We start from the raw sequence: 24,279 nt of genomic DNA on the forward strand, positions 1-24,279 counted from the left end.
ATTGCGCACCCTTACTTCTTCTTCGTTTCTTTGAGGATCACAACCTCGTTGGCGTAGCGCACACCCTTGCCCTTATAGGGCTCCGGCGGGCGGTAGCCGCGGACTTCCGCAGCGACCTGGCCAACTTGTTGCTTGTCGATCCCCTTGATCACGATTTCCGTTTGCGACGGGGTTTCAGCCTTCACGCCTTGCGGCATCTGGTGCACCACCGGGTGCGAGAAACCCAGCGACAGGTTCAGCTTGTCGCCTTGCGCTTGAGCACGATAACCAACGCCAACCAGCGTCAGCTTGCGCTCGAAACCCTTCGTCACGCCTTGCACCATGTTCGCGACAATCGCGCGCATCGTGCCCGACATCGCATTGGCTTCGCGGCTTTCGTCGGTCGGCTCGAACTTGAGCGTACCGTTGTCGTTCACCACCTTCACGAGGCGGTTCGCAGCTTGCGAAATCGTACCCAGCGGGCCCTTGACGGTAATCTTCTCGTCGCTGAGCGTCGCTTCTGCGCCTTGCAGCGCGATCGGGCTCTTACCTACTCGAGACATGTTTCTTCTCCTTAGGCCTTAAGCGACGTAGCAGATAACTTCGCCGCCGACGCCAGTAGCGCGCGCCTTGCGGTCCGTCATCACACCCTTCGGCGTCGAAACGATCGCCACACCAAGGCCGTTCATGACCTGGGGGATTTCGTTGCGGCCGCGGTACACGCGCAGACCCGGCTTCGAGACGCGTTCGATGCGCTCGATAACGGGACGGCCAGCGTAGTACTTCAACGCGATGTTCAATTCCGACTTCGCACCTTCGGTCTTCACCGCGAAGTCGTCGATATAACCTTCGTCCTTCAGAACCTGCGCAATCGCAATCTTCACTTTCGACGAGGGCATAGCAACCGAAACCTTCTCGACCATCTGCGCATTGCGGATGCGAGTCAGCATATCGGCGATAGGATCACTCATGCTCATTTATGTTTCTCCTATTACCAGCTCGCCTTGGTGATGCCAGGGATCTCACCACGGAACGCGATTTCACGAATCTTGTTACGTGCGAGACCGAATTTGCGGAACGTGCCACGCGGACGACCCGTGAGTGCGCAGCGGTTACGCTTGCGAGTCGGGTTCGAGTTGCGGGGCAGTTGTTGCAGTTCCAGGCGAGCCGAATAGCGCTCTTCTTCCGACTTGCTTTGGTCGTCGATGATCGCCTTCAGCGCTGCGCGCTTCGGCGCGAATTTCGCTGCCAGACGAGCGCGCTTCTTTTCACGTTCGATCAGTGCCAGTTTAGCCACGGTAACCTCAGTTTCTGAACGGGAACTTGAAGCCGGCGAGCAGTGCCTTTGCTTCTTCGTCGGTCTTCGCGGTCGTCGTGATGCTGATGTTCAGCCCACGCAGCGCGTCGATCTTGTCGTAGTCGATTTCGGGGAAAATGATCTGCTCTTTCACACCGATGTTGTAGTTACCACGGCCGTCGAATGCCTTGCCCGACACGCCACGGAAGTCGCGCACGCGGGGCAGCGCAACCGTCACGAAACGGTCCAGGAATTCGTACATGGCATTGCCACGCAGCGTAACCATCGTGCCGATCGGGTAGCCTTCGCGAATCTTGAAGCCGGCGATTGCCTTGCGCGACTTCGTGATGACGGGCTTCTGGCCGGCGATCTTCGTGAGGTCGCCAACGGCGTGCTCGAGGACCTTCTTGTCAGCGACGGCTTCACCAACACCCATGTTCAGGGTGATCTTGGTGAGGCGCGGCACTTCCATGACCGACTTGTAACCGAACTTCTCGATCAGGCCAGGAACGACCTTCTCTTTATAAAATTCTTGCAAACGTGCCATTTTTTACTCCGCAGCGTCAGGCGCTCAGAACAGCACCGGTCGTCTTCAGGAAACGAACCTTCTTGTCCCCTTCGACCTTGATGCCCACGCGCGACGGCTTACCGTTCGCGTCGACCAGTGCGACGTTCGAGATAGCCAGGGGCATTGCCTTGGCTTCCACGCCACCCGTCGTACCCTTCATGGGGTTCGGCTTCACATGCTTCTTCGCGATGTTGATGCCTTCGACAGTGACGCGCTCTTCGCCGATGGCCAGCACGACGCCGCGCTTGCCCTTGTCTTTGCCGGTAACGACGATAACTTCGTCACCCTTGCGAATCTTGTTCATCGCGGCTCCTTACAGCACTTCCGGCGCCAGCGAAACGATCTTCATGAATCGTTCGCTACGCAGCTCACGCGTAACCGGCCCGAAGATACGGGTGCCGATCGGCTCAAGCTTGGTATTCAAAAGCACGGCGGCGTTGCCATCGAACTTGATCAGCGAGCCGTCTTGACGGCGCACGCCCTTCGCAGTGCGAACCACAACAGCGTTGTAGATTTCGCCCTTTTTCACGCGCCCGCGCGGCGTTGCTTCCTTGACGCTCACCTTGATGATGTCGCCAATGCTGGCATAACGACGCTTCGAGCCGCCGAGCACCTTGATGCACAGAACTTCGCGTGCACCCGTGTTGTCGGCTACTTCAAGCCGAGTTTCGGTCTGGATCATGGTTTATCTTTCCCAACTTAATCCGGTCGCGCCACCATGGCACATCCGGTCAGTCTTGGTCCCGTCAGCCGCGCCGCCACTAGAACGACCGCTCAGCTGCTTGGGTAAGAACAGCAGCGACGGCAAACGAAACCGGCCATCGCATTCCGGTGAATCTTGCTAACCCGGACTGGCGCCCGAATCTGCTTCCCCACCTACATCCGCCTGCTGCTTTGCCAACAGCAAACCCATAAGCAGGGAAGACCAAGACTATAACTCGATAATCTTGGTCTAGCAAGCGAAATCTTCAGCGATTTCAATTACTTCTACACCCCGGGAAATGGCTCCCCGGGGTGTTGCGTCACTTTTAGATGACGCGTGCTGCTTCGATCAGCTTCGACACGGTCCAGGCCTTCGTCTTCGAGAGAGGACGGGTCTCCTGGATTTCAACGAGGTCACCCTCGTTGTACGTGTTCGCTTCGTCGTGCGCGTGGTACTTCTTCGACTGCACAACGTACTTGCCGTAGATCGGGTGCTTGACGCGGCGCTCGACCAGGACGGTGACCGTCTTGTCCATCTTGTTGCTGACGACTTTGCCGACCAGCGTCCGCTTAAGCGAGGTTTTCACGCTTTCGTTCATTTCTGGTTCGCCTTCTGAGTCAGGACGGTCCGCACACGTGCGATGTCGCGACGAACCTTCTTCAGCTGGCTCGTGTTGGTGAGCTGCTGGGTCGCGAGTTGCATGCGCAGGCCGAATTGCGCCTTCAAGAGGTCCGACAGCTCTTTGTCGAGCGCGGCCTTGTCTTTCTGAAGAAGTTCAGATGCCTTCATCAATCACTCCTTAGGCGCCGAGCTGGCGAACCATGAAGACCGTCTTCAGCGGCAGCTTGGCTGCAGCCAGACGGAAGGCTTCACGGGCCAGTTCTTCGGACACACCATCCATTTCATACAGCATCTTGCCCGGCTGAATCTCGGCGACGTAGTACTCAGGGTTACCCTTACCGTTACCCATACGCACTTCCGCCGGCTTTTGCGAGATCGGCTTGTCCGGGAAGATACGGATCCAGATGCGGCCGCCACGCTTGATGTGACGCGTCATTGCACGACGCGCTGCTTCAATCTGACGCGCGGTCAGGCGACCACGACCGATAGCCTTCAGACCGTATTCACCGAACGAAACTGCGTTGCCGCGCGTTGCGACGCCGGTGTTACGACCCTTCTGCTCTTTGCGATACTTCCTGCGTTTCGGTTGCAGCATCGTTATTCTCCACTCTTGCCGTCACCGCCGGCGCCACGGCGCGGTGCGCCACGACGGGCACCCGGTGCGCCTTCGCCATCACGGCGCGGACGACGATCGCCCGGACGCGCGTTGCGGCGCGGACGCTTTTCTTCGGCGACTTCTTCCACCACCGGTGCGTCGTTGCGGCCGAGCGTGTCGCCCTTGTAGACCCAAACCTTCACGCCGATGATGCCGTACGTCGTCTTCGCTTCCGAGGTTGCGTAGTCGATGTCAGCACGCAGCGTGTGAAGCGGCACTCGACCTTCGCGGTACCACTCGGTACGTGCGATTTCGATACCGTTCAGACGGCCGGCGCTCATGATCTTGATGCCCTGGGCACCCAGACGCATCGCGTTCTGCATCGCGCGCTTCATTGCGCGACGGAACATGATGCGGCGCTCGAGCTGCTGCGTGATCGAATCGGCGATCAGTTGAGCATCGGTTTCCGGCTTGCGGATTTCTTCGATGTTCACGTGAACCGGAACGCCCATGCGCTTCTGGAGTTCGGCCTTGAGGAGTTCGATGTCCTCGCCCTTCTTGCCGATCACCACACCCGGACGCGAGCTGTAAATCGTGATGCGAGCGTTCTTTGCCGGACGCTCGATCACAACACGGCCCACCGAAGCGTTCTTCAGCTTCTTCTTCAGGTATTCACGAACACCGATGTCTTCCTTCAACATCGCCGCGAAATTGTTGTTGTTCGCGTACCAACGCGAAGCCCAATTGCGGCTGACGGCCAAACGGAAGCCAGTCGGATGAATTTTCTGTCCCATCGTATGGCTCCTTAATTCCCGACCGTCACAGTGATGTGACAGGATTGCTTCTCGATGCGGTTGCCGCGGCCCTTGGCGCGCGCGGTGAAACGCTTCAGCGAAGCTGCCTTGTCGACGTAAATGCTCTTGATCTTGAGCTCGTCAATGTCAGCACCTTCGTTGTGTTCCGCGTTTGCGATCGCCGAGAGCACAACCTTTTTCACGATGCCAGCCGCTTTCTTCGGCGAGAACGTCAGAACGTTCAGTGCCTTGTCGACCGGCAGACCGCGGATCTGGTCAGCCACAAGGCGCGTCTTCTGCGCCGAGATGCGGGCACCGCGATGAATTGCCTTCACTTCCATCTTGATTGCCCCTTATTTCTTGGCCTTCTTGTCGGCCGCGTGACCCTTGAACGTACGGGTCAATGCGAACTCGCCAAGCTTGTGGCCGACCATGTTTTCCGTGACATACACCGGAACGTGTTGACGGCCGTTGTGCACGGCAATCGTCAGACCGATGAAGTCCGGCAGAATCGTCGAACGACGCGACCAGGTCTTGATCGGTTTCTTGTCGCGCGTAGCTGCAGCCGCCTCAACCTTCTTCAGCAAATGGGCGTCGCAGAACGGACCTTTCTTAATAGAACGTGCCATTGCCTACTCCTTAACGCTTGTGACGGCGCTGGACGATCATGCTCGTCGTGCGCTTGTTGCTGCGGGTGCGATAGCCCTTCGTCGGCGTGCCCCACGGGCTCACCGGGTCGCGACCAGCCGCAGTCTTGCCTTCGCCACCACCGTGCGGGTGGTCGACCGGGTTCATTGCAACGCCACGGACCGTCGGGCGGATACCGCGCCAGCGGTTCGCGCCAGCCTTACCGATTTGACGGAGGCTGTGCTCTTCGTTGCCGACTTCACCGATCGTTGCGCGGCATTCAACGTGCACGCGACGGATTTCGCCCGAACGCAGACGAACCTGCGCGTAGACGCCTTCACGTGCCAGCAGCATTGCCGACGTGCCAGCCGAACGCGCCATTTGCGCGCCCTTGCCCGGCAGCATTTCGATGCAGTGGATCGTCGTACCGACCGGAATGTTGCGGATCGGCAGCGTGTTGCCTGCACGGATCGGCGCTTCCGAACCCGACATCAGCTGCGTGCCAACCGTCACGCCCTTCGGCGCGATGATGTAGCGGCGCTCGCCGTCTGCGTAAAGAACCAGCGCAATGTTCGCGCTACGGTTCGGGTCATACTCGAGACGCTCCACCTTCGCGGGGATGCCATCCTTCGTACGACGGAAATCGATCACACGGTAGTGCTGCTTGTGACCGCCACCCTGGTGACGCGTCGTGATGCGACCGTTGTTGTTACGGCCAGCCGTCGAGGACTTCTTTTCGAGCAGTGCCGCGAACGGCGCGCCCTTATGGAGGTCCTTGTTGACGATCTTGACCATCGCGCGGCGACCCGGCGAGGTCGGCTTAACTTTCACGATTGCCATGATTACTTGGCCTCCGCTTCAAAGTTGATTTCCTGGCCGGGCTTCAGGCAGACATACGCCTTCTTCACGTCCTTGCGCTTGCCGTTGAAGCGGCCAAAGCGCTTGGCTTTTCCCTTCTGGACCAGCACGTTGACGGACTCGACTTCCACCTTGAACAGCAGCTCGACAGCAGCCTTGACTTCCTGCTTGTTCGCGTCCGGCGCGACTTCGAAGACGACTTGTTCGTTCTTCTCCGCAACCAGCGTCGCCTTTTCGGAGATCACCGGTGCGAGCAGGACCTGCATCAAACGATGATCGTTCTTGCGAATCTCGCTCATGACAGCAACTCCTCGATCTGGGCGACCGCTGCCTTCGTGATCAGGATCTTCTTGAAGTAGATCAGCGAGAGCGGGTCGGCAAAACGCGGCTCAACGACTGCCACGTGGGGCAGGTTGCGCGACGCGAGATACAGGTTCTCGTCGACCGTGTCGGTGATGACCAGCACGGATTCGAGACCCATGGCCTTGAACTTTTCGGCCAGCAGCTTCGTCTTCGGCGCTTCGAGCGAGAGCTCTTCGACGACCGAGATGCGGCCTTCGCGGGCCAGCTGCGAGAAGATCGAGCAGAGACCTGCGCGATGCATCTTCTTGTTGACCTTGTGCGAGAAGTTTTCTTCCGGCGAATTCGGGAAGATGCGACCACCGCCACGCCACAGCGGGCTCGACGACATACCGGCACGAGCGCGGCCCGTACCCTTCTGACGCCACGGCTTCTTGGTGGTGTGCTTGACCTGTTCGCGGTCCTTCTGCGCGCGGTTGCCGCTGCGCGCGTTCGCCTGGTAGGCGATAACGATCTGGTGGATCAGCGCTTCGTTGTAGTCACGGCCGAACACGACGTCCGACGCGTTAACAGCTGCGCCTTCCTGACCATTAGCGTTCAGGAGCTTCAGTTCCATTATTGCGCTCCTTTCTTGGCGCGCGCCTTGACGGCGGGCGTCACGAAAACCTTGCCGCCCTTTGCACCCGGCACGGCACCCTTGACCAGCAGCAGCTTGCGCTCTGCGTCGATACGGGCGATTTCGAGGTTTTGCACCGTCACGGTTTCGTCACCCATGTGACCGGTCATGCGCTTACCCGGGAACACGCGACCCGGATCCTGCGCCATACCGATCGAGCCCGGCACATTGTGCGAGCGCGAGTTACCGTGCGAAGCACGACCCGAAGCGAAGTTGTAACGCTTGATGGTACCGGCGTAGCCCTTACCGATCGAGGTGCCTTGCACGTCGATCTTCTGACCTTCTTCGAAGAGTTCCACACCGATCACGGCGCCAGCGGACAGTTCGGCGGCCTTAGCGGCGTCGATCTGGAATTCCTTGAGGATTTCACCGGCTTGAACGCCAGCTTTGGCGAGATGACCTGCGAGCGGCTTCGTCACGCGCGATGCGCGGCGAGTACCGAAAGCAACCTGCACGGCCGTGTAGCCGTCGGTTTCAACAGTCTTGATCTGCGTCACGCGGTTGTCGGACACGTCCAGCACGGTCACGGGAATCGAATCCCCTTCGGCCGTGAAGATACGGGTCATGCCAACCTTGCGACCTACGAGTCCAAGGCTCATCGTTTTCTCCATTCCCGACTGCGATTGGTCGGGGCTAATTTACAAAGTACCGGCATGTTTTCGAGGTAAAGGCTCGAAGGGGACACACCGATTTTTTGCGCAAACGCGCGAAAAGACGTCAAGTATAACGTCCTTTTTCGTTTTCCGCAAGCAATCAAAGACTTAGCGCCACCCGAAGATTCTGGCGGCGCTGGAGGCTCTTACTGCAGCTTGATTTCGACGTCCACGCCAGCCGGGAGGTCCAGCTTCATCAGCGCGTCAACGGTCTTGTCCGTCGGGTCGACGATGTCCATCAGGCGCAGGTGCGTGCGGATTTCGAGCTGATCGCGCGACGTCTTGTTGACGTGCGGCGAACGCAGGATGTCGAAACGCTGGATGCGCGTGGGCAGCGGCACCGGGCCACGAACGATTGCACCCGTACGCTTCGCCGTGTCGACGATTTCAGCAGCCGACTGGTCGATCAGACGGTAGTCGAAAGCCTTCAGACGGATACGGATTTTTTGGTTCTGCATGATGATTCCTTGAAAAGAGCGAGGCGGACTTGCGCCGCCAGACGATATAAAGAGCGCAGGGCCACCCCGCGGCAAGGCGCCGCGCGGTGGTCCCTGGGTACATCAACTTCTACAGCAAGCCGGGTATTCTACCCGATTTACTCGATGATCTTTGCAACCACGCCGGCGCCGACGGTACGGCCACCTTCGCGGATTGCGAAGCGCAGACCTTCTTCCATCGCGATCGGAGCGATCAGCTTCACCGTGATCGACACGTTGTCGCCCGGCATGACCATTTCCTTGTCCTTCGGCAGCTCGATCGAGCCCGTCACGTCCGTCGTACGGAAGTAGAACTGCGGACGGTAGTTGTTGAAGAACGGCGTGTGACGGCCGCCTTCGTCCTTGCTCAGCACGTACACTTCAGCCGTGAAGTGCGTGTGCGGCGTGATCGAACCCGGCTTGGCCAGCACCTGGCCACGCTCCACGTCTTCACGCTTCGTGCCGCGCAGCAGGATACCCACGTTGTCGCCTGCCTGACCCTGGTCGAGCAGCTTGCGGAACATTTCCACGCCCGTGCAGGTCGTCTTCACCGTCGGCTTGATACCGACGATTTCGATTTCCTCGCCGACCTTGACGATGCCGCGCTCGACGCGACCCGTCACCACCGTGCCGCGACCCGAGATCGAGAACACGTCTTCCACCGGCATCAGGAACGCGCCGTCAACGGCACGCTCCGGCGTCGGGATGTACGTGTCCAGCGCGTCGGCCAGGTTCATGATCGCCACTTCACCCAGTTCGCCCTTGTCGCCTTCCAGCGCCAGCTTGGCCGAACCCTTGATGATCGGCGTGTCGTCGCCCGGGAAGTCGTACTTCGACAGGAGCTCGCGCACTTCCATTTCGACCAGCTCGAGCAGCTCGGCGTCGTCGACCATGTCGCACTTGTTCAGGAACACGATGATGTAAGGCACGCCAACCTGACGGGCGAGCAGGATGTGCTCACGCGTTTGCGGCATCGGGCCGTCAGCGGCCGAGCACACCAGGATCGCGCCGTCCATCTGTGCCGCGCCCGTGATCATGTTCTTCACGTAGTCAGCGTGGCCCGGGCAGTCGACGTGTGCGTAGTGGCGGTTAGCCGTTTCGTACTCGACGTGCGCGGTGTTGATGGTAATACCACGCGCCTTTTCTTCCGGCGCTGCGTCGATCTGGTCGTACGCCTTCGCTTCGCCGCCGAACTTGGCGGTCAGAACCGTCGTGATCGCTGCCGTCAGCGTGGTCTTGCCGTGGTCAACGTGACCGATCGTGCCCACGTTCACGTGCGGCTTGGTCCGTTCGAATTTACCTTTTGCCATGTTTCTCTTCTTTCAAAAAAGTGGTGAATCGGTGACTGAGCGATGCGAACCAGACCCATGCCTGGTTCGCCGCATGGTCAACTGAATGCCGATGCTTACTTCGCCTTCGCGCTGATGATCGCGTCGGCCACGTTACGCGGTGCTTCTGCGTAGTGCTTGAATTCCATCGTGTACGTTGCGCGGCCTTGCGACAGCGAGCGCAGCGACGTCGAATAGCCGAACATTTCCGACAGCGGCACTTCGGCGCGAACGATCTTGCCGCCGCCAACCATGTCTTCCATGCCCTGGACGATACCGCGACGGCTCGACAGGTCGCCCATCACGTTGCCCATGTAGTCTTCCGGCGTTTCGACTTCCACAGCCATCATCGGTTCGAGGATGACCGGGCTTGCCTTGCGCATTGCTTCCTTGAAGGCCATCGAGCCGGCCATGCGGAACGCGTTTTCGTTCGAGTCAACGTCGTGGTACGAACCGAACGTCAGGTGAACCTTCACGTCGACGACCGGGAAGCCCGCCAGCACGCCAGCCTTCAGCGTTTCCTGGATACCCTTGTCCACCGCCGGGATGAATTCGCGCGGAATCACACCGCCCTTGATCTCGTCGAGGAACTCGTAGCCCTTGCCCTGCTCGTTCGGCTCAAGCGTGATGACAGCGTGACCGAACTGGCCGCGACCGCCCGACTGCTTGACGAACTTGCCTTCGACGTCCTTCGCCGTAGCGCGGATCGTTTCGCGGTATGCAACCTGCGGCTTGCCGACGGTCGCTTCCACGTTGAATTCGCGCTTCATGCGATCGACCAGAATTTCGAGGTGGAGCTCGCCCATACCCGAAATGATGGTCTGGCCCGATTCCTCGTCCGTCTGGACGCGGAACGACGGGTCTTCCTGCGCCAGGCGGTTCAGGGCGAGGCCCATCTTTTCCTGGTCAGCCTTGGTCTTCGGCTCGACGGCCTGCGAAATCACCGGCTCCGGGAACACCATGCGCTCCAGGATGATCGGGTTCGCCGGGTCGCACAGCGTGTCGCCCGTGGTTGCTTCCTTCAGGCCAACGGCTGCAGCGATGTCGCCTGCACGAACTTCCTTGATTTCTTCGCGGTTGTTCGCGTGCATCTGCAGAATACGGCCGAGGCGTTCCTTCTTGCCCTTGGTCGAGTTCAGCACGGTGTCACCCGAGTTGACGACGCCCGAGTACGCGCGGAAGAAGATCAGCTGGCCAACGAACGGGTCGGTCATGATCTTGAACGCGAGTGCCGAGAACTTCTCGTCGTCGGATGCGCGGCGCTCTGCCTTCTCGCCGTTTTCGAGTTCGCCCGTGACCGGGGGAATGTCCACCGGCGACGGCAGGAAGTCGATCACGGCGTCGAGCATACGCTGCACGCCCTTGTTCTTGAACGCGGTGCCGCACAGCATCGGCTGGATTTCGCAAGCGATGGTCCGGTCGCGGATCGCCTTGACGATTTCCGCTTCGGTCAGCTCTTCGCCGCCGAGGTACTTTTCCATCAGCTCTTCGCTGGCTTCAGCAGCCGACTCGATCATCTTTTCGCGCCACTCGTTGCACGTGTCAACGAGTTCGGCCGGGATGTCGACGTAGTCGAACTTCGTGCCTTGCGAGGCCTCGTCCCAAATGATCGCCTTCATCTTCAGGAGGTCGACGACGCCCTTGAAGTTTTCTTCAGCGCCGATCGGCACCACGACCGGAACCGGGTTTGCCTTCAGGCGGTTCTTCAGCTGGTCGTAGACCTTGAAGAAGTTCGCGCCGGTACGGTCCATCTTGTTGACGAACGCGAGACGGGGAACCTTGTACTTGTTCGCCTGACGCCACACCGTTTCCGACTGCGGCTGCACGCCGCCCACTGCGCAGTAGACCATGCACGCGCCGTCGAGCACGCGCATCGAGCGCTCGACTTCAATCGTGAAGTCGACGTGGCCCGGGGTGTCGATGATGTTGATGCGGTGCTCGGGGTAGTTGCCGCCCATGCCCTTCCAGAACGCGGTCGTAGCAGCGGACGTGATCGTGATGCCACGCTCCTGTTCCTGCTCCATCCAGTCCATGGTCGCGGCGCCGTCGTGAACTTCACCAATCTTGTGGTTCACGCCGGTGTAAAACAGAATGCGCTCGGTCGTCGTCGTCTTGCCGGCGTCGATGTGAGCGCTAATACCGATGTTACGGTAGCGCTCGATAGGAGTCTTGCGAGCCACTTTGATCCTCTATCGGGAGGTGCGCGCCGGATCGATCCCGACCGGGTTGATCCCAACGCGCCTGAACACAAACGGGCGAGGCGCTCGATAAGCGCACCCGCCCGGAATTTTTTCCGTTTTTTGAGCAAACCCCGGTAGGGGCTTTCTCTTAGAAGCGGAAGTGCGAGAACGCCTTGTTCGCTTCTGCCATCCGGTGAACTTCGTCGCGCTTCTTCATCGCGCCGCCACGGCCTTCGGCCGCTTCGGAGAGTTCACCTGCCAGACGCAGGGCCATCGACTTCTCGCTGCGCTTCTTCGCGGCTTCACGCAGCCAACGCATCGCCAATGCCATACGACGCGAGGGGCGCACTTCGACCGGAACCTGATAGTTCGCACCACCAACGCGGCGGCTCTTCACTTCCACCACCGGCTTCACGTTGTTGAGCGCGACAGTGAACACTTCCAGCGGGTCCTTGCCACCCTTGGTCTGGATCTGTTCGAAAGCGCCGTACACGATACGCTCGGCAACCGACTTCTTGCCGGAGAGCATCAGCACGTTCATGAACTTGGCTACATCAACGTTGCCGAACTTCGGATCCGGCAACACTTCCCGCTTGGGGACTTCGCGACGACGCGGCATGTTTCTTCCTTTAACTTTTCAGTTGAAGCGCGGGTTCACACCTTGCGCTCCGCGGCCACCAACTAACCCGATTCATCCATTACGACTTACCAGCCTGGTCGGGTGACCACTTACTCGACAGCACCGGCCAATCCGGCACCTGTCGCTTTTATCGCCGGCACTCTTGCGAGCACGACGACACCTGACTCTTACTTCGCAGCCTTCGCGCGCTTTGCGCCGTACTTCGAACGAGCCTGCTTACGATCCTTGACGCCCTGGGTATCCAGCGAGCCACGAACCATGTGGTAACGCACACCCGGCAAGTCCTTCACACGGCCGCCGCGGATCAGCACGACCGAGTGTTCCTGCAGGTTGTGGCCTTCACCACCGATGTACGAAATGACTTCGAAGCCGTTCGTCAGGCGCACCTTGGCGACCTTACGGAGTGCCGAGTTCGGCTTCTTCGGCGTCGTCGTGTACACACGGGTGCACACGCCGCGACGCTGCGGGCAGTCCTGCAGGGCCGGCGACTTGCTCTTCGTAGCTTCCGAAGCGCGGCCTTTGCGAACCAGTTGATTGATGGTTGGCATTGTTTATTCCTGAAATTGAACAAAATCGACGCATTTATTTCCGGGCAAAGCGGAAAACCATACGTATCGAACTCCGGACTGGGTATTTGACGTTAGTTTTCGTCAATTCAATCGACGAGCACAGACATCCCAAAGACCGGAACCCAGCATGATATTCCGAAAAGACCAAGCGAGTCAATGGCTTGCGACATTTCGGACGACAGAGGAAGTGACAGCGCCGTGACAATCCGGCGGCGTCCGGAATACCCGGTGGGGGAACAGCGCGCCTTATTCGTCGCCGACGACCTCGACGAGTTCCTCGCCGAAGCGCTCGAGCTTGCGCGCGCCGATGCCGGGGATGTCACGCAATTCGTCCACCGACTCCGGGCCGTTGCGCGCGATTTCCGCCAGCGTAGCGTCGTGGAAGATGACGTAGGCCGGCACGCCCTCGCTCTTCGCGGTTTCGGTGCGCCACAGGCGCAGGCGCTCCCAGCGCGAGCGCTGACGCGGGCTCATGCCAAGGGTCGGATCGGCCCGCTCGCTGGTGCGGCTTGACGAAGTCCGCGTACGCGTGGGTTTCACGTAACGACGCATCGTGACACTCTGCTCGCCCTTGAGCACCGCCTTGCTCGCCTCGGTGAGCACGAGCGAGCCATAGCCGTCGTGGTCGACGGTGAGATAGCCGAATGCCACCAGTTGCCGGAAGATCGCGCGCCATTCCGGCTCGGAAAGCGCGGAGCCGATGCCGAAGGTAGAGATTTTCTCGTGCCCGCGCTGCAGGATCTTCTCGTTGCGGTTGCCGCGCAGGATGTCGATCAGGTGGCCGGCGCCGAAATTGAAGCCGCTCGCGCGCTGCGCGCGGAACACACACGAAAGCGCCATTTGCGCCTCACGCGTGGCGTCCCACGTGGCAGGCGGCTCGAGACAGGTATCGCAGTTGCCGCACGGCTTGCTCTCTTCGCCAAAGTACGCGAGCAGGCGCACGCGCCGGCATGTGGCCGCTTCGCACAGGCCGAGCAGCGCGTCGAGCTTGCCTGTTTGCACGCGCTTGTGCTGCTCGTCGGCTTCGGACTCGTCGATCATCTTGCGCTGCTGTACCACGTCGCCCAGACCGTAGGCCATCCATGCGTTGGCCGCCAGCCCGTCGCGCCCCGCGCGGCCGGTTTCCTGGTAGTAGCCTTCCACGCTCTTGGGCAAATCCAGATGCGCGACGAAACGCACGTCCGGCTTGTCGATGCCCATGCCGAATGCGATGGTGGCGCACATCACCACGCCTTCTTCGCGCTGGAACAGCTCCTGGTGCTTCTGGCGTACCTCGAATTCCATGCCGGCGTGGTACGGCAGCGCGCGCAAGCCCTGCCCCTTCAGCCACTCGGCCGTTTCCTCGACCTTGCGGCGCGAGAGGCAATACACGACGCCGGCATCCGTGGTGCCGTCGGCGCGCGTATGCTCCGCGCGGATGAAGTCGAGCAGCTGCGAGCGCGCGTTGTCCTTCTCGACGATGCGGTAGCGGATATTCGGCCGGTCGAAGCTCGAAACGAACACACGGGCGTCGTCGAGCGCGAGACGGTGCGCGATCTCGTCGCGCGTGATGGCGTCCGCGGTTGCCGTGAGCGCGATGCGTGGCACGTTCGGAAAGCGCTCGTGCAGCACCGAGAGCTGGATGTATTCGGGCCGGAAGTCGTGGCCCCATTGCGAGACGCAGTGCGCTTCGTCGATGGCAAAGAGGCCAATGCGCGTGCGCTCGAGCAGGTCGAGGAAGCGCGACGTCATGAGGCGCTCGGGCGCGACGTAAAGCAGGTCGAGATCGCCCTCGCGCAGCGCCCGCTCGGTCGCCGCCGCTTCGGCGCCGCTCAGCGTCGAGTTGAGATACGCGGCGCGCACGCCCACTTCCGTGAGTGCGGCCACCTGGTCCTGCATGAGTGCGATGAGCGGCGACACGACGATGCCGGCACCGAGCCCGGCTTCGTGCCGCACGAGTGCGGGAATCTGATAGCAGAGCGATTTGCCGCCGCCGGTCGGCATGAGCACCAGCGAATCGCCGCCCCCTGCGACGTGCTCGACGATTTCGGCTTGCTGCCCTCTAAACGCGGGATAGCCGAAGACTTCGTTGAGGATTTCGAGGGAACGGGACATGAAGGCGGTGAGCGTGCGGAGCAAAGGCGGTGGGCCGGATTTTACCAACCCGGACGCGCCTTGACCGCCGCTACCGTGAAGATTGGCCATTCGGCCAGGAGAAACCGCGGAAATCGCGCGCAGATTGCGAACGCGAACAACCAGGATGAAGCGGGCTCGTCAGGCAGCGAGGCGCCGGCGCGCGATCCGAAACGCACCGACGATCGTCACGACGGCCACGACCGCGGCGGCGATCGTGAATGCGCTCGCCCCGAAGAGCACGACGTTGGCGCCGACGAACATGAGTGAGCCGATCGTGAGCAGCGCGGCGCCGCCCTTGATCCTGCCCGCCAGCAGCATGATGAAACCGATGATCAGGAAAGCCCACATCACGAGGAAGGTCGCGAAGAAGTTCGCCGCGGACTGATTGCTGACGTGATGCAGCAGCTGCGAAAAGCTGGCGACACATGCCACCAGATTCAGGATGAGACCGACCCCGACCACCCACATGATTACCGCCTCCAGATTCATATAAACGCCGCCAGCGTCGTAAGAAAAGACCCATACAGGCGGACTTGGCGCGCTACGTTAGCACGCCTCACCGATGTGCGCAGCGAGCGGGCCGGCACTGCGGCACGAGGCCGCAGGCGTAAGCGAGAAACGCGCGCGCCAATAAAAAAGCCGCCCGGTGAAAACCAGGCGGCTTTTGCGAGGGCATGGGAGCCCGCAGCGAAAGGCGGCTTGCGCCGCCCCGCGCTTACTCGTCCGTCGTATGCGGCTGTTGCGGCTGCGGCTCGGCGGCCGGGGTTTCCGGCGTACCGAACTCGAACGCTTCTTCCGCTGCGATCTGGTCGAAACGCTCGCGATCCGACGATTCCTTCGCACGGCGCGCCTTGTGGAAGGCGAGACCCGTACCAGCAGGAATCAGACGACCGACGATCACATTTTCCTTCAGGCCACGCAGATCGTCGCGCTTGCCCATGATCGCCGCTTCGGTCAGCACGCGGGTCGTTTCCTGGAACGATGCCGCCGAGATGAACGAATCGGTCGAGAGCGATGCCTTCGTAATACCGAGCAGCACGTTCTCGTACGTTGCCGGGCGCTTGTCCTCGGCGTTCATCTTGTCGTTTTCGTCCAGCATGTCCGAACGCTCGACCTGCTCGCCCGGGATGAAGCGCGTATCACCGTTGTCGGTGATCTGCACACGACGCAGCATCTGACGCACGATCACTTCGATGTGCTTGTCGTTGATCTTCACGCCCTGCAGACGGTACACGTCCTGCACTTCGTCCACGATGTAACGCGACAGCGCTTCGATACCCTGCAGACGCAGGATGTCGTGCGGATCGGCCGGGCCGTCCACGATCATTTCGCCCTTGTTGACGACCTGACCGTCGTGGACCAGCACCTGCTTTTCCTTCGCGATCAGGAACTCGTGCTGATTGCCTTCGAGGTCCGTGATAACGAGACGCTGCTTGCCCTTCGTGTCCTTACCGAACGACGTCGTACCCGTGACTTCCGCCAGGATACCTGCGTCCTTCGGCGAACGTGCTTCGAACAGTTCCGCCACACGCGGCAGACCACCGGTAATGTCACGCGTCTTCTGGGCTTCGGTCGGGATACGTGCGAGCACTTCACCGACCTGCACCTGCTGACCGTCCTTCACGGTGATCAGTGCGCCGACCTGGAAGCCGATCTGCACCGAATGCTCCGTGCCCGGGATCTTCACTTCGTCGCCGTTCGCGTCGAGCAGCTTGACCTGCGGACGCACGCTCTTCGCCGCCTGCGAACCGCGGCGCTTCACGTCGATCACGACGAGGGTCGACAGACCCGTGACGTCGTCGATCTGCTTGGCCACGGTCACGCCTTCCTCGACGTTCTCGAACTTCACCGTACCGCCGTACTCGGTGATGATCGGACGCGTGAGCGGATCCCACGTTGCGAGCTGCGTGCCGGCCTTGATCGCTGCGCCATCGAGCTGCAGCAGCGTCGCGCCGTACGGCACCTTGTGACGCTCGCGCTCGCGGCCGTGATCGTCGGCAATGATGGCTTCGCCCGAACGCGAGATGACGACCTGCTCGCCCTTCGCATTCGTGACGTAACGCATCGTCGCCGTGAAGCGCACGGTACCGTTCGACTTGGCTTCCACCGACGAGGCCACTGCCGCACGCGACGCCGCACCACCGATGTGGAACGTACGCATCGTGAGCTGCGTGCCCGGTTCGCCGATCGACTGTGCCGCGATCACGCCGACGGCTTCGCCGACGTTCACGCGCGAGCCGCGGCCGAGGTCGCGGCCATAGCAGGCTGCGCACAGGCCATAACGCGTTTCGCAGGTGAGCGGCGTGCGCACGCGCACTTCGTCGATGCCGAGGCTTTCGATCGTTTCGACCGCGTCTTCGTCGAGCAGGTCGCCCGAAGCGTAGATCGTTTCCTGCGTTTCCGGATTGACGACGTCCGCCACCGCAACACGGCCGAGAATACGGTCGCGCAGCGCTTCGACGACTTCACCGCCTTCCACGAGGGCCTTCATCGCCACGCCGTTCGACGTGCCGCAATCGTCCTCGACGACCACGAGATCCTGGGTCACGTCGACGAGACGACGCGTCAGGTAACCCGAGTTCGCGGTCTTCAGTGCCGTATCAGCCAGACCCTTACGTGCACCGTGGGTCGAGATGAAGTACTGCAACACGTTCAGACCTTCGCGGAAGTTCGCGGTAATCGGCGTTTCGATAATCGAGCCGTCCGGCTTCGCCATCAGGCCGCGCATACCCGCGAGCTGGCGAATCTGCGTTGCGGAACCCCGCGCGCCCGAGTCGGCCATCATGTAGATCGAGTTGAACGATTCCTGACGCGTTTCCTTGCCGTCGCGGTCGATCACCGGTTCCGTCGCGAGCTGCTCCATCATCGCCTTGCCGACCGCTTCCGACGTGTTCGACCAGATGTCGACCACGTTGTTGTAGCGTTCCTGCGCGGTGACGAGACCCGACATGTACTGACGGTCGTACTCCTTCACCTTCTTCGCGGCTTCGCCGACGATGGTTTCCTTCTGCGGCGGCACGAGCATGTCGTCCACGCAAATCGAAATACCGGCGCGCGTTGCCAGGCGGAAGCCCGACTGCATCAGCTGGTCAGCGAAGATCACCGTTTCGCGCAGACCGCACTTGCGGAACGCGGTGTTGATCAGACGCGAAATTTCCTTCTTCTTCAGCGGCTTGTTCAGCACCGAGAACGGCAGACCCGGCGGCAGAATTTCCGACAGGATCGAGCGGCCAACGGTCGTTGCGTACAGCGAGATCTTCGGCACGAATGCCGGTGCGCCCTCCGACTTGTCCTCGTTGTGGACCATTTCGGTAATACGCACGTTCACGCGCGAGGCCAGCTCGACTTCCTTGTTCTCGTACGCGCGGAGCACTTCCGACACGCCCGTGAACGTCATGCCTTCGCCCTTGCCGTTGATCGCTTCACGCGTGGCGTAGTACAGGCCCAGCACGATATCCTGCGACGGCACGATCGACGGATCGCCGTTGGCCGGGAACAGGACGTTGTTCGACGCGAGCATGAGCGTACGCGCTTCCATCTGCGCTTCGAGCGACAGCGGAACGTGAACAGCCATCTGGTCACCGTCGAAGTCGGCGTTGAACGCCGCGCAAACGAGCGGGTGCAGCTGGATTGCCTTACCTTCGATCAGCACCGGCTCGAAAGCCTGAATGCCAAGACGGTGCAGCGTCGGCGCACGGTTGAGCATCACCGGGTGCTCGCGGATCACCTCTTCGAGGATGTCCCACACCACCGGCGTCTGGTTCTCGACTTCCTTCTTCGCAGCCTTGATGGTCGTGGCAACGCCCATCGTTTCCAGCTTGTTGAAGATGAACGGCTTGAAGAGTTCGAGCGCCATCAGCTTCGGCAGACCGCACTGGTGCAGCTTGAGCGTCGGACCCACCACGATGACCGAACGGCCCGAGTAGTCCACGCGCTTGCCCAGCAGGTTCTGACGGAAGCGGCCGCCCTTACCCTTGATCATGTCGGCGAGCGACTTCAGCGGACGCTTGTTCGCGCCCGTCATCGCCTTGCCGCGACGACCGTTGTCGAGCAGCGAGTCAACCGCTTCCTGGAGCATCCGCTTTTCGTTGCGGACGATGATCTCCGGCGCCTTGAGCTCGAGCAGACGCTTCAGACGGTTGTTACGGTTGATGACGCGGCGATACAGATCGTTCAGGTCCGAAGTCGCGAAACGGCCACCGTCCAGCGGCACCAGCGGACGCAGTTCGGGCGGCAGCACCGGCAGCACTTCGAGCACCATCCATTCGGGCTTGATGCCCGAACGCTGGAAGGCCTCGAGCACCTTCAGGCGCTTCGCGTACTTCTTGATCTTCGCTTCCGAGCCGGTGTTCTTCAGCTCGGTGCGCAGCGTTTCGACCTGCTCGTCGATGTTGATCGCGCGCAGGAGTTCACGCACGCCTTCCGCGCCCATTTCGGCACGGAATTCGTCGCCGTATTCCTCGACCTTGTTGTAGTAATCCTCTTCGGTCATGATCTGACGCGCCTTCAGCGGCGTCATGCCCGGTTCGATCACCACGTATGCCTCGAAGTACAGCACGCGCTCGATGTCGCGCAGCGTCATGTCGAGCACCATGCCCAGACGCGACGGCAGCGACTTCAGGAACCAGATGTGCGCGACCGGCGAGGCCAGCTCGATGTGGCCCATGCGTTCGCGACGCACCTTCGCCAGCGTGACTTCAACGCCGCACTTCTCGCAGATCACGCCACGGTGCTTCAGGCGCTTGTACTTGCCGCACAGGCACTCGTAGTCCTTGATCGGCCCGAAGATCTTCGCGCAGAACAGACCATCCCGTTCCGGCTTGAAGGTACGGTAGTTGATCGTCTCCGGCTTCTTCACTTCGCCGAACGACCACGAGCGGATCTTGTCCGGCGAGGCCAGACCGATCTTGATCGCGTCAAAAACTTCTTCTTGTTGGACTTGCTTGAATAGATCGAGCAGAGCTTTCATTGCCTTCTCTCCGTAGTCCGATTAGTTGCGGTCGAGGTCGATGTCGATGCCGAGCGAGCGGATTTCCTTCACCAGCACATTGAAGGATTCCGGCATGCCCGCGTCGATCACGTGGTCGCCCTTGACGAGGTTTTCGTACACCTTCGTCCGGCCCGTCACGTCATCGGACTTCACCGTCAACATTTCCTGCAGCACATACGAAGCGCCATACGCTTCGAGCGCCCACACTTCCATTTCACCGAAGCGCTGACCACCGAATTGCGCCTTACCACCCAGCGGCTGCTGCGTAACGAGCGAGTACGGACCCGTCGAACGCGCGTGCATCTTGTCGTCGACAAGGTGATGCAGCTTCAGGTAGTGCATGTAGCCCACGGTGACCGTACGTTCGAACATCTCGCCCGTGCGGCCGTCGTACAGACGCACCTGGTTCTTCGACGGCGTCATGCCGAGGTTCTGGGCGACGTCGTCCGGGAACGCCAGATCGAGCATCTTGCCCATTTCCTCTTCGGTCGCACCGTCGAACACCGGCGTTGCGAACGGCACGCCTTCGCGCAGGTTCTTCGCGAGTTCGAGGATCTCGTCGTCGCTGAAGCTATCGAGGTCTTCCTTGTGGCCCGATTCGTTGTAGATCTTCGTGAGGAATTCACGCAGCTCTGCAACCTTCGTCTGACGCGCAAGCATCTCGCCGATACGCCAGCCCAGACCCTTCGCGGCCCAGCCCAGGTGCACTTCGAGAACCTGACCCACGTTCATCCGTGACGGCACGCCGAGCGGGTTCAGCACGACGTCTGCCGGACGGCCATCGGCCATGTACGGCATGTCTTCGATCGGAACGATCTTCGACACCACACCCTTGTTACCGTGACGGCCTGCCATCTTGTCGCCAGGCTGCAGACGGCGCTTCACCGCGAGGTACACCTTGACCATCTTCAGCACGCCCGGCGGCAGTTCGTCGCCTTGCGTGAGCTTCTTGCGCTTCTCTTCGAAGGCCAGATCGAACTGGTGACGCTTCTCTTCGATCGAGTTCTTGATCGCTTCGAGCTGCGCCGCTGCTTCTTCGTCCGCGAGGCGGATGTCGAACCAGTGGTAGTGATCCAGATCTTCGAGGTACGCGCGCTCGATCTTCGTGCCCTTCGCGAGCTTCTTCGGACCGCCGTTCGCGACCTTGCCTTCGAGCATGCGTGCGAGACGCTGGAACGCGTCGCCTTCCACGATGCGCAGCTGGTCGTTCAGGTCGAGGCGATAGCGCTTCAGTTCATCGTCGATGATCTGTTGTGCACGCTTGTCGCGCTGGATGCCTTCACGCGTGAACACCTGCACGTCGATGACCGTACCGCTCATGCCCGAGGGCACGCGCAGCGACGTATCCTTCACGTCAGAAGCCTTCTCGCCGAAGATCGCGCGCAGCAGCTTTTCTTCCGGCGTGAGCTGGGTTTCGCCCTTCGGCGTGACCTTGCCCACGAGCACGTCGCCCGCTTCGACTTCCGCGCCGATGTACACGATGCCCGACTCGTCGAGACGGCCAAGCTGCACTTCCGCGAGGTTCGAAATGTCGCGCGTGATTTCTTCCGGCCCGAGCTTCGTGTCGCGTGCAACGACATTCAGTTCTTCGATGTGGATCGACGTGTAACGGTCGTCCGCAACCACCTTCTCCGAGATCAGGATCGAGTCTTCGAAGTTGTAGCCGTTCCACGGCATGAACGCGATCAGCATGTTCTGGCCGAGCGCGAGCTCGCCCAGATCGGTCGATGCGCCGTCAGCCAGCACGTCGCCGCGCGCAACCTTGTCGCCCATCTTCACGATCGGACGCTGGTTGATGTTCGTGTTCTGGTTCGAACGCGTGTACTTGATGAGGTTGTAGATGTCCACACCCACTTCACCAGCAACCGCTTCGTCGTCGTTCACACGAATCACGATACGGCCTGCGTCGACGTAGTCGACCACGCCGCCACGCAGCGCCTGAACCGTCGTACCCGAGTCGACCGCAACCGTGCGCTCGATACCCGTACCGACGACCGGCTTTTCCGGACGCAGGCAAGGCACGGCCTGACGCTGCATGTTCGAGCCCATCAGTGCACGGTTCGCGTCGTCGTGCTCGAGGAACGGAATCAGCGAGGCTGCAACCGAGACGATCTGCGACGGCGCCACGTCCATGTACTGGATGCGGTCCGGCGTGACCATCAGCGTTTCGCCCGCTTCACGCGACGAAACCAGTTCGTCGGTCAGCGTGCCGTCTTCAGCCACTGCCGCGTTCGCCTGAGCGATCACGTAACGGCCTTCTTCGATCGCCGACAGGTAGTCGATCTGGTCGGTCACCTTGCCGTCTGCCACCTTGCGATACGGCGTTTCGAGGAAGCCGTATTCGTTCAGGTGCGCGTACAGTGCGAGCGAGTTGATCAGACCAATGTTCGGACCTTCCGGCGTCTCGATCGGACACACGCGGCCGTAGTGGGTCGGGTGCACGTCGCGCACTTCGAAGCCTGCGCGCTCACGCGTCAGACCGCCCGGGCCCAGTGCGGAAACACGACGCTTGTGCGTGATTTCCGAGAGGGGGTTGGTCTGGTCCATGAACTGCGACAGCTGCGACGAACCGAAGAACTCGCGAATCGCCGACGAAATCGGCTTCGAGTTGATCAGGTCGTGCGGCATCAGGTTTTCGCTTTCGGCCTGGCCGAGGCGTTCCTTCACTGCACGCTCGACGCGCACGAGACCCGCGCGGAACTGGTTTTCCGCGAGTTCGCCCACGCAACGCACGCGACGGTTGCCGAGGTGGTCGATGTCGTCCACTTCGCCCTTGCCGTTGCGCAGCTCGACGAGGATCTTGATGGTCGCGAGGATGTCGTCGTCCTGCAGCGTCATCGGGCCGACGATTTCGTCACGGCCGACGCGGCGGTTGAACTTCATACGACCCACCTTCGAGAGGTCGTACGCTTCTTCGCTGTAGAACAGGCGATTGAACAGCGCCTCGACCGCTTCTTCGGTCGGCGGCTCGCCCGGACGCATCATGCGGTAGATCGCGATGCGCGCGGCCATCTTGTCGGCGGTTTCGTCGATACGCAGCGTCGACGAGATGTACGGACCCTGGTCCAGATCGTTCGTGTAGAGCGTCTGGATGTCCTTGATCTTCGCTTCGCGCAGCTTCTCGAGCACGCTTTCCGTGATCTCGTCGTTCGCGTTCGCGATCACTTCGCCCGTGTCGCCGTCGACGACGTTCTTCGCGAGAACGCGGCCGAGCAGATAATCTTCGGGGACCGAAATGTACGTCGTCTTCGCGCTTTCGAGATCGCGAATGTGCTTCGCGTTGATCCGCTTGTCCTTCTGGACAATGACCTTGCCTTCGCGATCGCTGATGTCGAAGCGCGCGACTTCACCGCGCAGACGCTCCGGCACGAACTCCATCTGCGCGCCTTCCGGCATCAGCGTGAAGTTGTCGAACACGAAGAAGTTTGCGAGGATCTGTTCCGGCGTGAGGCCGATAGCCTTCAGCAGGATCGTGACCGGCATCTTGCGGCGACGGTCGACGCGGAAGTACAGCACGTCCTTCGGGTCGAACTCGAAGTCGAGCCACGAACCGCGGTAAGGAATGATACGGGCCGAGAAGAGCAGCTTGCCCGAGCTGTGCGTCTTGCCCTTGTCGTGTTCGAAGAACACGCCAGGCGAGCGATGCAGCTGCGAGACGATGACACGCTCGGTGCCGTTGATGACGAACGAACCAGTCGGCGTCATGAGCGGAATTTCGCCCATGTACACTTCCTGCTCCTTCACTTCCTTCACGACCGGCTTGCTCGGCGATTCCTTGTCGAGCAGGACGAGACGGACCTTGGCGCGCAGCGCCGAGCAGTACGTCAAGCCGCGTTGCTGGCATTCCTTGATGTTGAATGCCGGCGACGACAGCATGTAGCTGACGAACTCTAGACGAGCAAAGCCGTTATGGGAAACAATAGGAAAAACGGACGAAAACGCTGCCTGCAGACCTTCCGGTTTGCGTTGTGCGGTCGCCGTTTCTGCTTGCAGGAATGTGCTGAATGATTCAAGCTGGGTAGCCAGCAGGAAAGGAACCTGGTGAACGATGGGGCGTTTCGCGAAACTCTTGCGAATACGCTTCTTCTCGGTGAAGGAATAGTGCATACGATCTCCGAATCACGGCGGGTAGGACGACCCGAGTGTTCACCGACTGAGACCCGATGGCTTCGCGAGCCCTGGAAGCTTGGTGGTTGGCCTCTACCAACCGCTGGCTGACGGCAACGGATTTCGGCTTGTCATAACGTGCCCGCTGCCCGACCAAACTTGCCTTCTGCAGTCGCTTCAGAAGACAAAGAGAAGCGTCGTGC

Annotated in this window: 25 protein-coding genes; all 25 read right to left on the minus strand. The window is 60.8% G+C overall.

Features of this window, described 5'->3' with window-relative positions:
* Positions 1 to 11: 11 nt before the first annotated feature.
* Complete coding sequence (gene rplF, locus AB3X98_RS36955; RefSeq protein ID WP_069268216.1) at positions 12 to 542, minus strand: 50S ribosomal protein L6; 531 nt, start codon at positions 540 to 542, stop codon at positions 12 to 14.
* 18 nt (positions 543 to 560) lie between these two features.
* Positions 561 to 956: a 30S ribosomal protein S8 gene (rpsH, locus tag AB3X98_RS36960; protein ID WP_069268215.1), complete on the minus strand. Its 396-nt coding sequence runs from the start codon at positions 954 to 956 to the stop codon at positions 561 to 563.
* Positions 957 to 970: 14 nt separating this feature from the next.
* Positions 971 to 1,276: a 30S ribosomal protein S14 gene (gene rpsN, locus AB3X98_RS36965; RefSeq protein ID WP_069268214.1), complete on the minus strand. Its 306-nt coding sequence runs from the start codon at positions 1,274 to 1,276 to the stop codon at positions 971 to 973.
* A gap of 7 nt (positions 1,277 to 1,283) precedes the next feature.
* Positions 1,284 to 1,823: a 50S ribosomal protein L5 gene (gene rplE, locus AB3X98_RS36970; protein WP_069268213.1), complete on the minus strand. Its 540-nt coding sequence runs from the start codon at positions 1,821 to 1,823 to the stop codon at positions 1,284 to 1,286.
* A gap of 16 nt (positions 1,824 to 1,839) precedes the next feature.
* Complete coding sequence (rplX, locus tag AB3X98_RS36975) at positions 1,840 to 2,148, minus strand: 50S ribosomal protein L24 (protein ID WP_069268212.1); 309 nt, start codon at positions 2,146 to 2,148, stop codon at positions 1,840 to 1,842.
* Positions 2,149 to 2,157: 9 nt separating this feature from the next.
* Complete coding sequence (rplN, locus tag AB3X98_RS36980; protein WP_028206517.1) at positions 2,158 to 2,526, minus strand: 50S ribosomal protein L14; 369 nt, start codon at positions 2,524 to 2,526, stop codon at positions 2,158 to 2,160.
* A 346-nt stretch (positions 2,527 to 2,872) separates the two neighbouring features.
* The gene (rpsQ, locus tag AB3X98_RS36985) at positions 2,873 to 3,145 is read right to left on the minus strand and encodes a 30S ribosomal protein S17 (RefSeq protein WP_028206516.1); all 273 of its coding nucleotides are present in this window, start codon (positions 3,143 to 3,145) and stop codon (positions 2,873 to 2,875) included.
* Positions 3,142 to 3,336 (minus strand): 50S ribosomal protein L29, encoded by a 195-nt coding sequence (gene rpmC, locus AB3X98_RS36990; RefSeq protein ID WP_028206515.1) that lies wholly within the window; start codon positions 3,334 to 3,336, stop codon positions 3,142 to 3,144. The genes rpsQ and rpmC overlap by 4 nt, the downstream gene beginning before the upstream one ends.
* A gap of 10 nt (positions 3,337 to 3,346) precedes the next feature.
* Positions 3,347 to 3,763, minus strand: a complete 417-nt coding sequence (rplP, locus tag AB3X98_RS36995; protein ID WP_027797288.1) for a 50S ribosomal protein L16 — start codon at positions 3,761 to 3,763, stop codon at positions 3,347 to 3,349.
* Between the two features lie 2 nt (positions 3,764 to 3,765).
* Positions 3,766 to 4,557, minus strand: coding sequence for a 30S ribosomal protein S3 (gene rpsC, locus AB3X98_RS37000; protein WP_027797287.1), 792 nt, complete (start codon positions 4,555 to 4,557; stop codon positions 3,766 to 3,768).
* Positions 4,558 to 4,568: 11 nt separating this feature from the next.
* Positions 4,569 to 4,898 (minus strand): 50S ribosomal protein L22, encoded by a 330-nt coding sequence (gene rplV / locus AB3X98_RS37005; protein ID WP_004199272.1) that lies wholly within the window; start codon positions 4,896 to 4,898, stop codon positions 4,569 to 4,571.
* Between the two features lie 12 nt (positions 4,899 to 4,910).
* Positions 4,911 to 5,186 carry a 30S ribosomal protein S19 gene (rpsS, locus tag AB3X98_RS37010; RefSeq protein WP_027797286.1) on the minus strand — a complete coding sequence of 92 codons (276 nt, stop codon included), beginning with the start codon at positions 5,184 to 5,186 and terminating at the stop codon, positions 4,911 to 4,913.
* Positions 5,187 to 5,196: 10 nt separating this feature from the next.
* Positions 5,197 to 6,024 carry a 50S ribosomal protein L2 gene (gene rplB, locus AB3X98_RS37015; protein WP_069268211.1) on the minus strand — a complete coding sequence of 276 codons (828 nt, stop codon included), beginning with the start codon at positions 6,022 to 6,024 and terminating at the stop codon, positions 5,197 to 5,199.
* Positions 6,025 to 6,026: 2 nt separating this feature from the next.
* Positions 6,027 to 6,341, minus strand: a complete 315-nt coding sequence (rplW, locus tag AB3X98_RS37020) for a 50S ribosomal protein L23 (RefSeq protein ID WP_028206513.1) — start codon at positions 6,339 to 6,341, stop codon at positions 6,027 to 6,029.
* Complete coding sequence (gene rplD, locus AB3X98_RS37025; protein WP_028206512.1) at positions 6,338 to 6,958, minus strand: 50S ribosomal protein L4; 621 nt, start codon at positions 6,956 to 6,958, stop codon at positions 6,338 to 6,340. The genes rplW and rplD overlap by 4 nt, the downstream gene beginning before the upstream one ends.
* Positions 6,958 to 7,617 (minus strand): 50S ribosomal protein L3, encoded by a 660-nt coding sequence (gene rplC, locus AB3X98_RS37030; RefSeq protein ID WP_052406167.1) that lies wholly within the window; start codon positions 7,615 to 7,617, stop codon positions 6,958 to 6,960. The genes rplD and rplC overlap by 1 nt, the downstream gene beginning before the upstream one ends.
* Before the next feature lie 200 nt (positions 7,618 to 7,817).
* Positions 7,818 to 8,129 carry a 30S ribosomal protein S10 gene (gene rpsJ, locus AB3X98_RS37035; protein WP_017777154.1) on the minus strand — a complete coding sequence of 104 codons (312 nt, stop codon included), beginning with the start codon at positions 8,127 to 8,129 and terminating at the stop codon, positions 7,818 to 7,820.
* A gap of 137 nt (positions 8,130 to 8,266) precedes the next feature.
* On the minus strand, positions 8,267 to 9,457 hold the full coding sequence (tuf, locus tag AB3X98_RS37040; RefSeq protein WP_028371383.1) for an elongation factor Tu: 1,191 nt from the start codon (positions 9,455 to 9,457) through the stop codon (positions 8,267 to 8,269).
* 95 nt (positions 9,458 to 9,552) lie between these two features.
* Entirely contained in the window at positions 9,553 to 11,655 is a 2,103-nt protein-coding gene (gene fusA / locus AB3X98_RS37045; protein ID WP_069269330.1) for an elongation factor G, read from the minus strand.
* A 148-nt stretch (positions 11,656 to 11,803) separates the two neighbouring features.
* Positions 11,804 to 12,274, minus strand: a complete 471-nt coding sequence (gene rpsG, locus AB3X98_RS37050; RefSeq protein WP_006053291.1) for a 30S ribosomal protein S7 — start codon at positions 12,272 to 12,274, stop codon at positions 11,804 to 11,806.
* 188 nt (positions 12,275 to 12,462) lie between these two features.
* Positions 12,463 to 12,843, minus strand: a complete 381-nt coding sequence (gene rpsL, locus AB3X98_RS37055; protein WP_027797953.1) for a 30S ribosomal protein S12 — start codon at positions 12,841 to 12,843, stop codon at positions 12,463 to 12,465.
* Between the two features lie 267 nt (positions 12,844 to 13,110).
* A complete protein-coding gene (gene recQ / locus AB3X98_RS37060) occupies positions 13,111 to 14,958 on the minus strand; it encodes a DNA helicase RecQ (RefSeq protein ID WP_069269338.1) in 1,848 nt (615 codons plus the stop codon).
* A gap of 159 nt (positions 14,959 to 15,117) precedes the next feature.
* Positions 15,118 to 15,447 (minus strand): hypothetical protein, encoded by a 330-nt coding sequence (locus AB3X98_RS37065; RefSeq protein ID WP_368606207.1) that lies wholly within the window; start codon positions 15,445 to 15,447, stop codon positions 15,118 to 15,120.
* A gap of 247 nt (positions 15,448 to 15,694) precedes the next feature.
* Positions 15,695 to 19,948, minus strand: coding sequence for a DNA-directed RNA polymerase subunit beta' (gene rpoC, locus AB3X98_RS37070; protein ID WP_069269332.1), 4,254 nt, complete (start codon positions 19,946 to 19,948; stop codon positions 15,695 to 15,697).
* A 21-nt stretch (positions 19,949 to 19,969) separates the two neighbouring features.
* Positions 19,970 to 24,076, minus strand: a complete 4,107-nt coding sequence (gene rpoB / locus AB3X98_RS37075) for a DNA-directed RNA polymerase subunit beta (RefSeq protein ID WP_069269333.1) — start codon at positions 24,074 to 24,076, stop codon at positions 19,970 to 19,972.
* Between the last annotated feature and the right edge of the window lie 203 nt (positions 24,077 to 24,279).

The sequence above is a fragment of the Paraburkholderia sp. BR14312 genome (assembly GCF_040948675.1).
Lineage (GTDB): Bacteria > Pseudomonadota > Gammaproteobacteria > Burkholderiales > Burkholderiaceae > Paraburkholderia > Paraburkholderia nodosa_A.

What these genes read in the sequence shown, in the direction of transcription:
- rplP (WP_027797288.1), bottom strand. Translation starts at nt 3,763, where the DNA reads ATGCTGCAACCGAAACGCAGGAAGTATCGCAAAGAGCAGAAGGGTCGT.
- rpsG (WP_006053291.1), bottom strand. Translation starts at nt 12,274, where the DNA reads ATGCCGCGTCGTCGCGAAGTCCCCAAGCGGGAAGTGTTGCCGGATCCG.
- rpsL (WP_027797953.1), bottom strand. Translation starts at nt 12,843, where the DNA reads ATGCCAACCATCAATCAACTGGTTCGCAAAGGCCGCGCTTCGGAAGCT.
- AB3X98_RS37065 (WP_368606207.1), bottom strand. Translation starts at nt 15,447, where the DNA reads ATGTGGGTGGTCGGGGTCGGTCTCATCCTGAATCTGGTGGCATGTGTC.
- rpsS (WP_027797286.1), bottom strand. Translation starts at nt 5,186, where the DNA reads ATGGCACGTTCTATTAAGAAAGGTCCGTTCTGCGACGCCCATTTGCTG.
- rpoC (WP_069269332.1), bottom strand. Translation starts at nt 19,948, where the DNA reads ATGAAAGCTCTGCTCGATCTATTCAAGCAAGTCCAACAAGAAGAAGTT.
- rplV (WP_004199272.1), bottom strand. Translation starts at nt 4,898, where the DNA reads ATGGAAGTGAAGGCAATTCATCGCGGTGCCCGCATCTCGGCGCAGAAG.
- rpoB (WP_069269333.1), bottom strand. Translation starts at nt 24,076, where the DNA reads ATGCACTATTCCTTCACCGAGAAGAAGCGTATTCGCAAGAGTTTCGCG.
- recQ (WP_069269338.1), bottom strand. Translation starts at nt 14,958, where the DNA reads ATGTCCCGTTCCCTCGAAATCCTCAACGAAGTCTTCGGCTATCCCGCG.
- rplN (WP_028206517.1), bottom strand. Translation starts at nt 2,526, where the DNA reads ATGATCCAGACCGAAACTCGGCTTGAAGTAGCCGACAACACGGGTGCA.
- rplC (WP_052406167.1), bottom strand. Translation starts at nt 7,617, where the DNA reads ATGAGCCTTGGACTCGTAGGTCGCAAGGTTGGCATGACCCGTATCTTC.
- rpmC (WP_028206515.1), bottom strand. Translation starts at nt 3,336, where the DNA reads ATGAAGGCATCTGAACTTCTTCAGAAAGACAAGGCCGCGCTCGACAAA.
- tuf (WP_028371383.1), bottom strand. Translation starts at nt 9,457, where the DNA reads ATGGCAAAAGGTAAATTCGAACGGACCAAGCCGCACGTGAACGTGGGC.
- rpsQ (WP_028206516.1), bottom strand. Translation starts at nt 3,145, where the DNA reads ATGAACGAAAGCGTGAAAACCTCGCTTAAGCGGACGCTGGTCGGCAAA.
- rpsC (WP_027797287.1), bottom strand. Translation starts at nt 4,557, where the DNA reads ATGGGACAGAAAATTCATCCGACTGGCTTCCGTTTGGCCGTCAGCCGC.
- rplX (WP_069268212.1), bottom strand. Translation starts at nt 2,148, where the DNA reads ATGAACAAGATTCGCAAGGGTGACGAAGTTATCGTCGTTACCGGCAAA.
- rplF (WP_069268216.1), bottom strand. Translation starts at nt 542, where the DNA reads ATGTCTCGAGTAGGTAAGAGCCCGATCGCGCTGCAAGGCGCAGAAGCG.
- rplW (WP_028206513.1), bottom strand. Translation starts at nt 6,341, where the DNA reads ATGAGCGAGATTCGCAAGAACGATCATCGTTTGATGCAGGTCCTGCTC.
- rpsH (WP_069268215.1), bottom strand. Translation starts at nt 956, where the DNA reads ATGAGCATGAGTGATCCTATCGCCGATATGCTGACTCGCATCCGCAAT.
- rplE (WP_069268213.1), bottom strand. Translation starts at nt 1,823, where the DNA reads ATGGCACGTTTGCAAGAATTTTATAAAGAGAAGGTCGTTCCTGGCCTG.
- rplD (WP_028206512.1), bottom strand. Translation starts at nt 6,958, where the DNA reads ATGGAACTGAAGCTCCTGAACGCTAATGGTCAGGAAGGCGCAGCTGTT.
- rpsJ (WP_017777154.1), bottom strand. Translation starts at nt 8,129, where the DNA reads ATGCAGAACCAAAAAATCCGTATCCGTCTGAAGGCTTTCGACTACCGT.
- rplB (WP_069268211.1), bottom strand. Translation starts at nt 6,024, where the DNA reads ATGGCAATCGTGAAAGTTAAGCCGACCTCGCCGGGTCGCCGCGCGATG.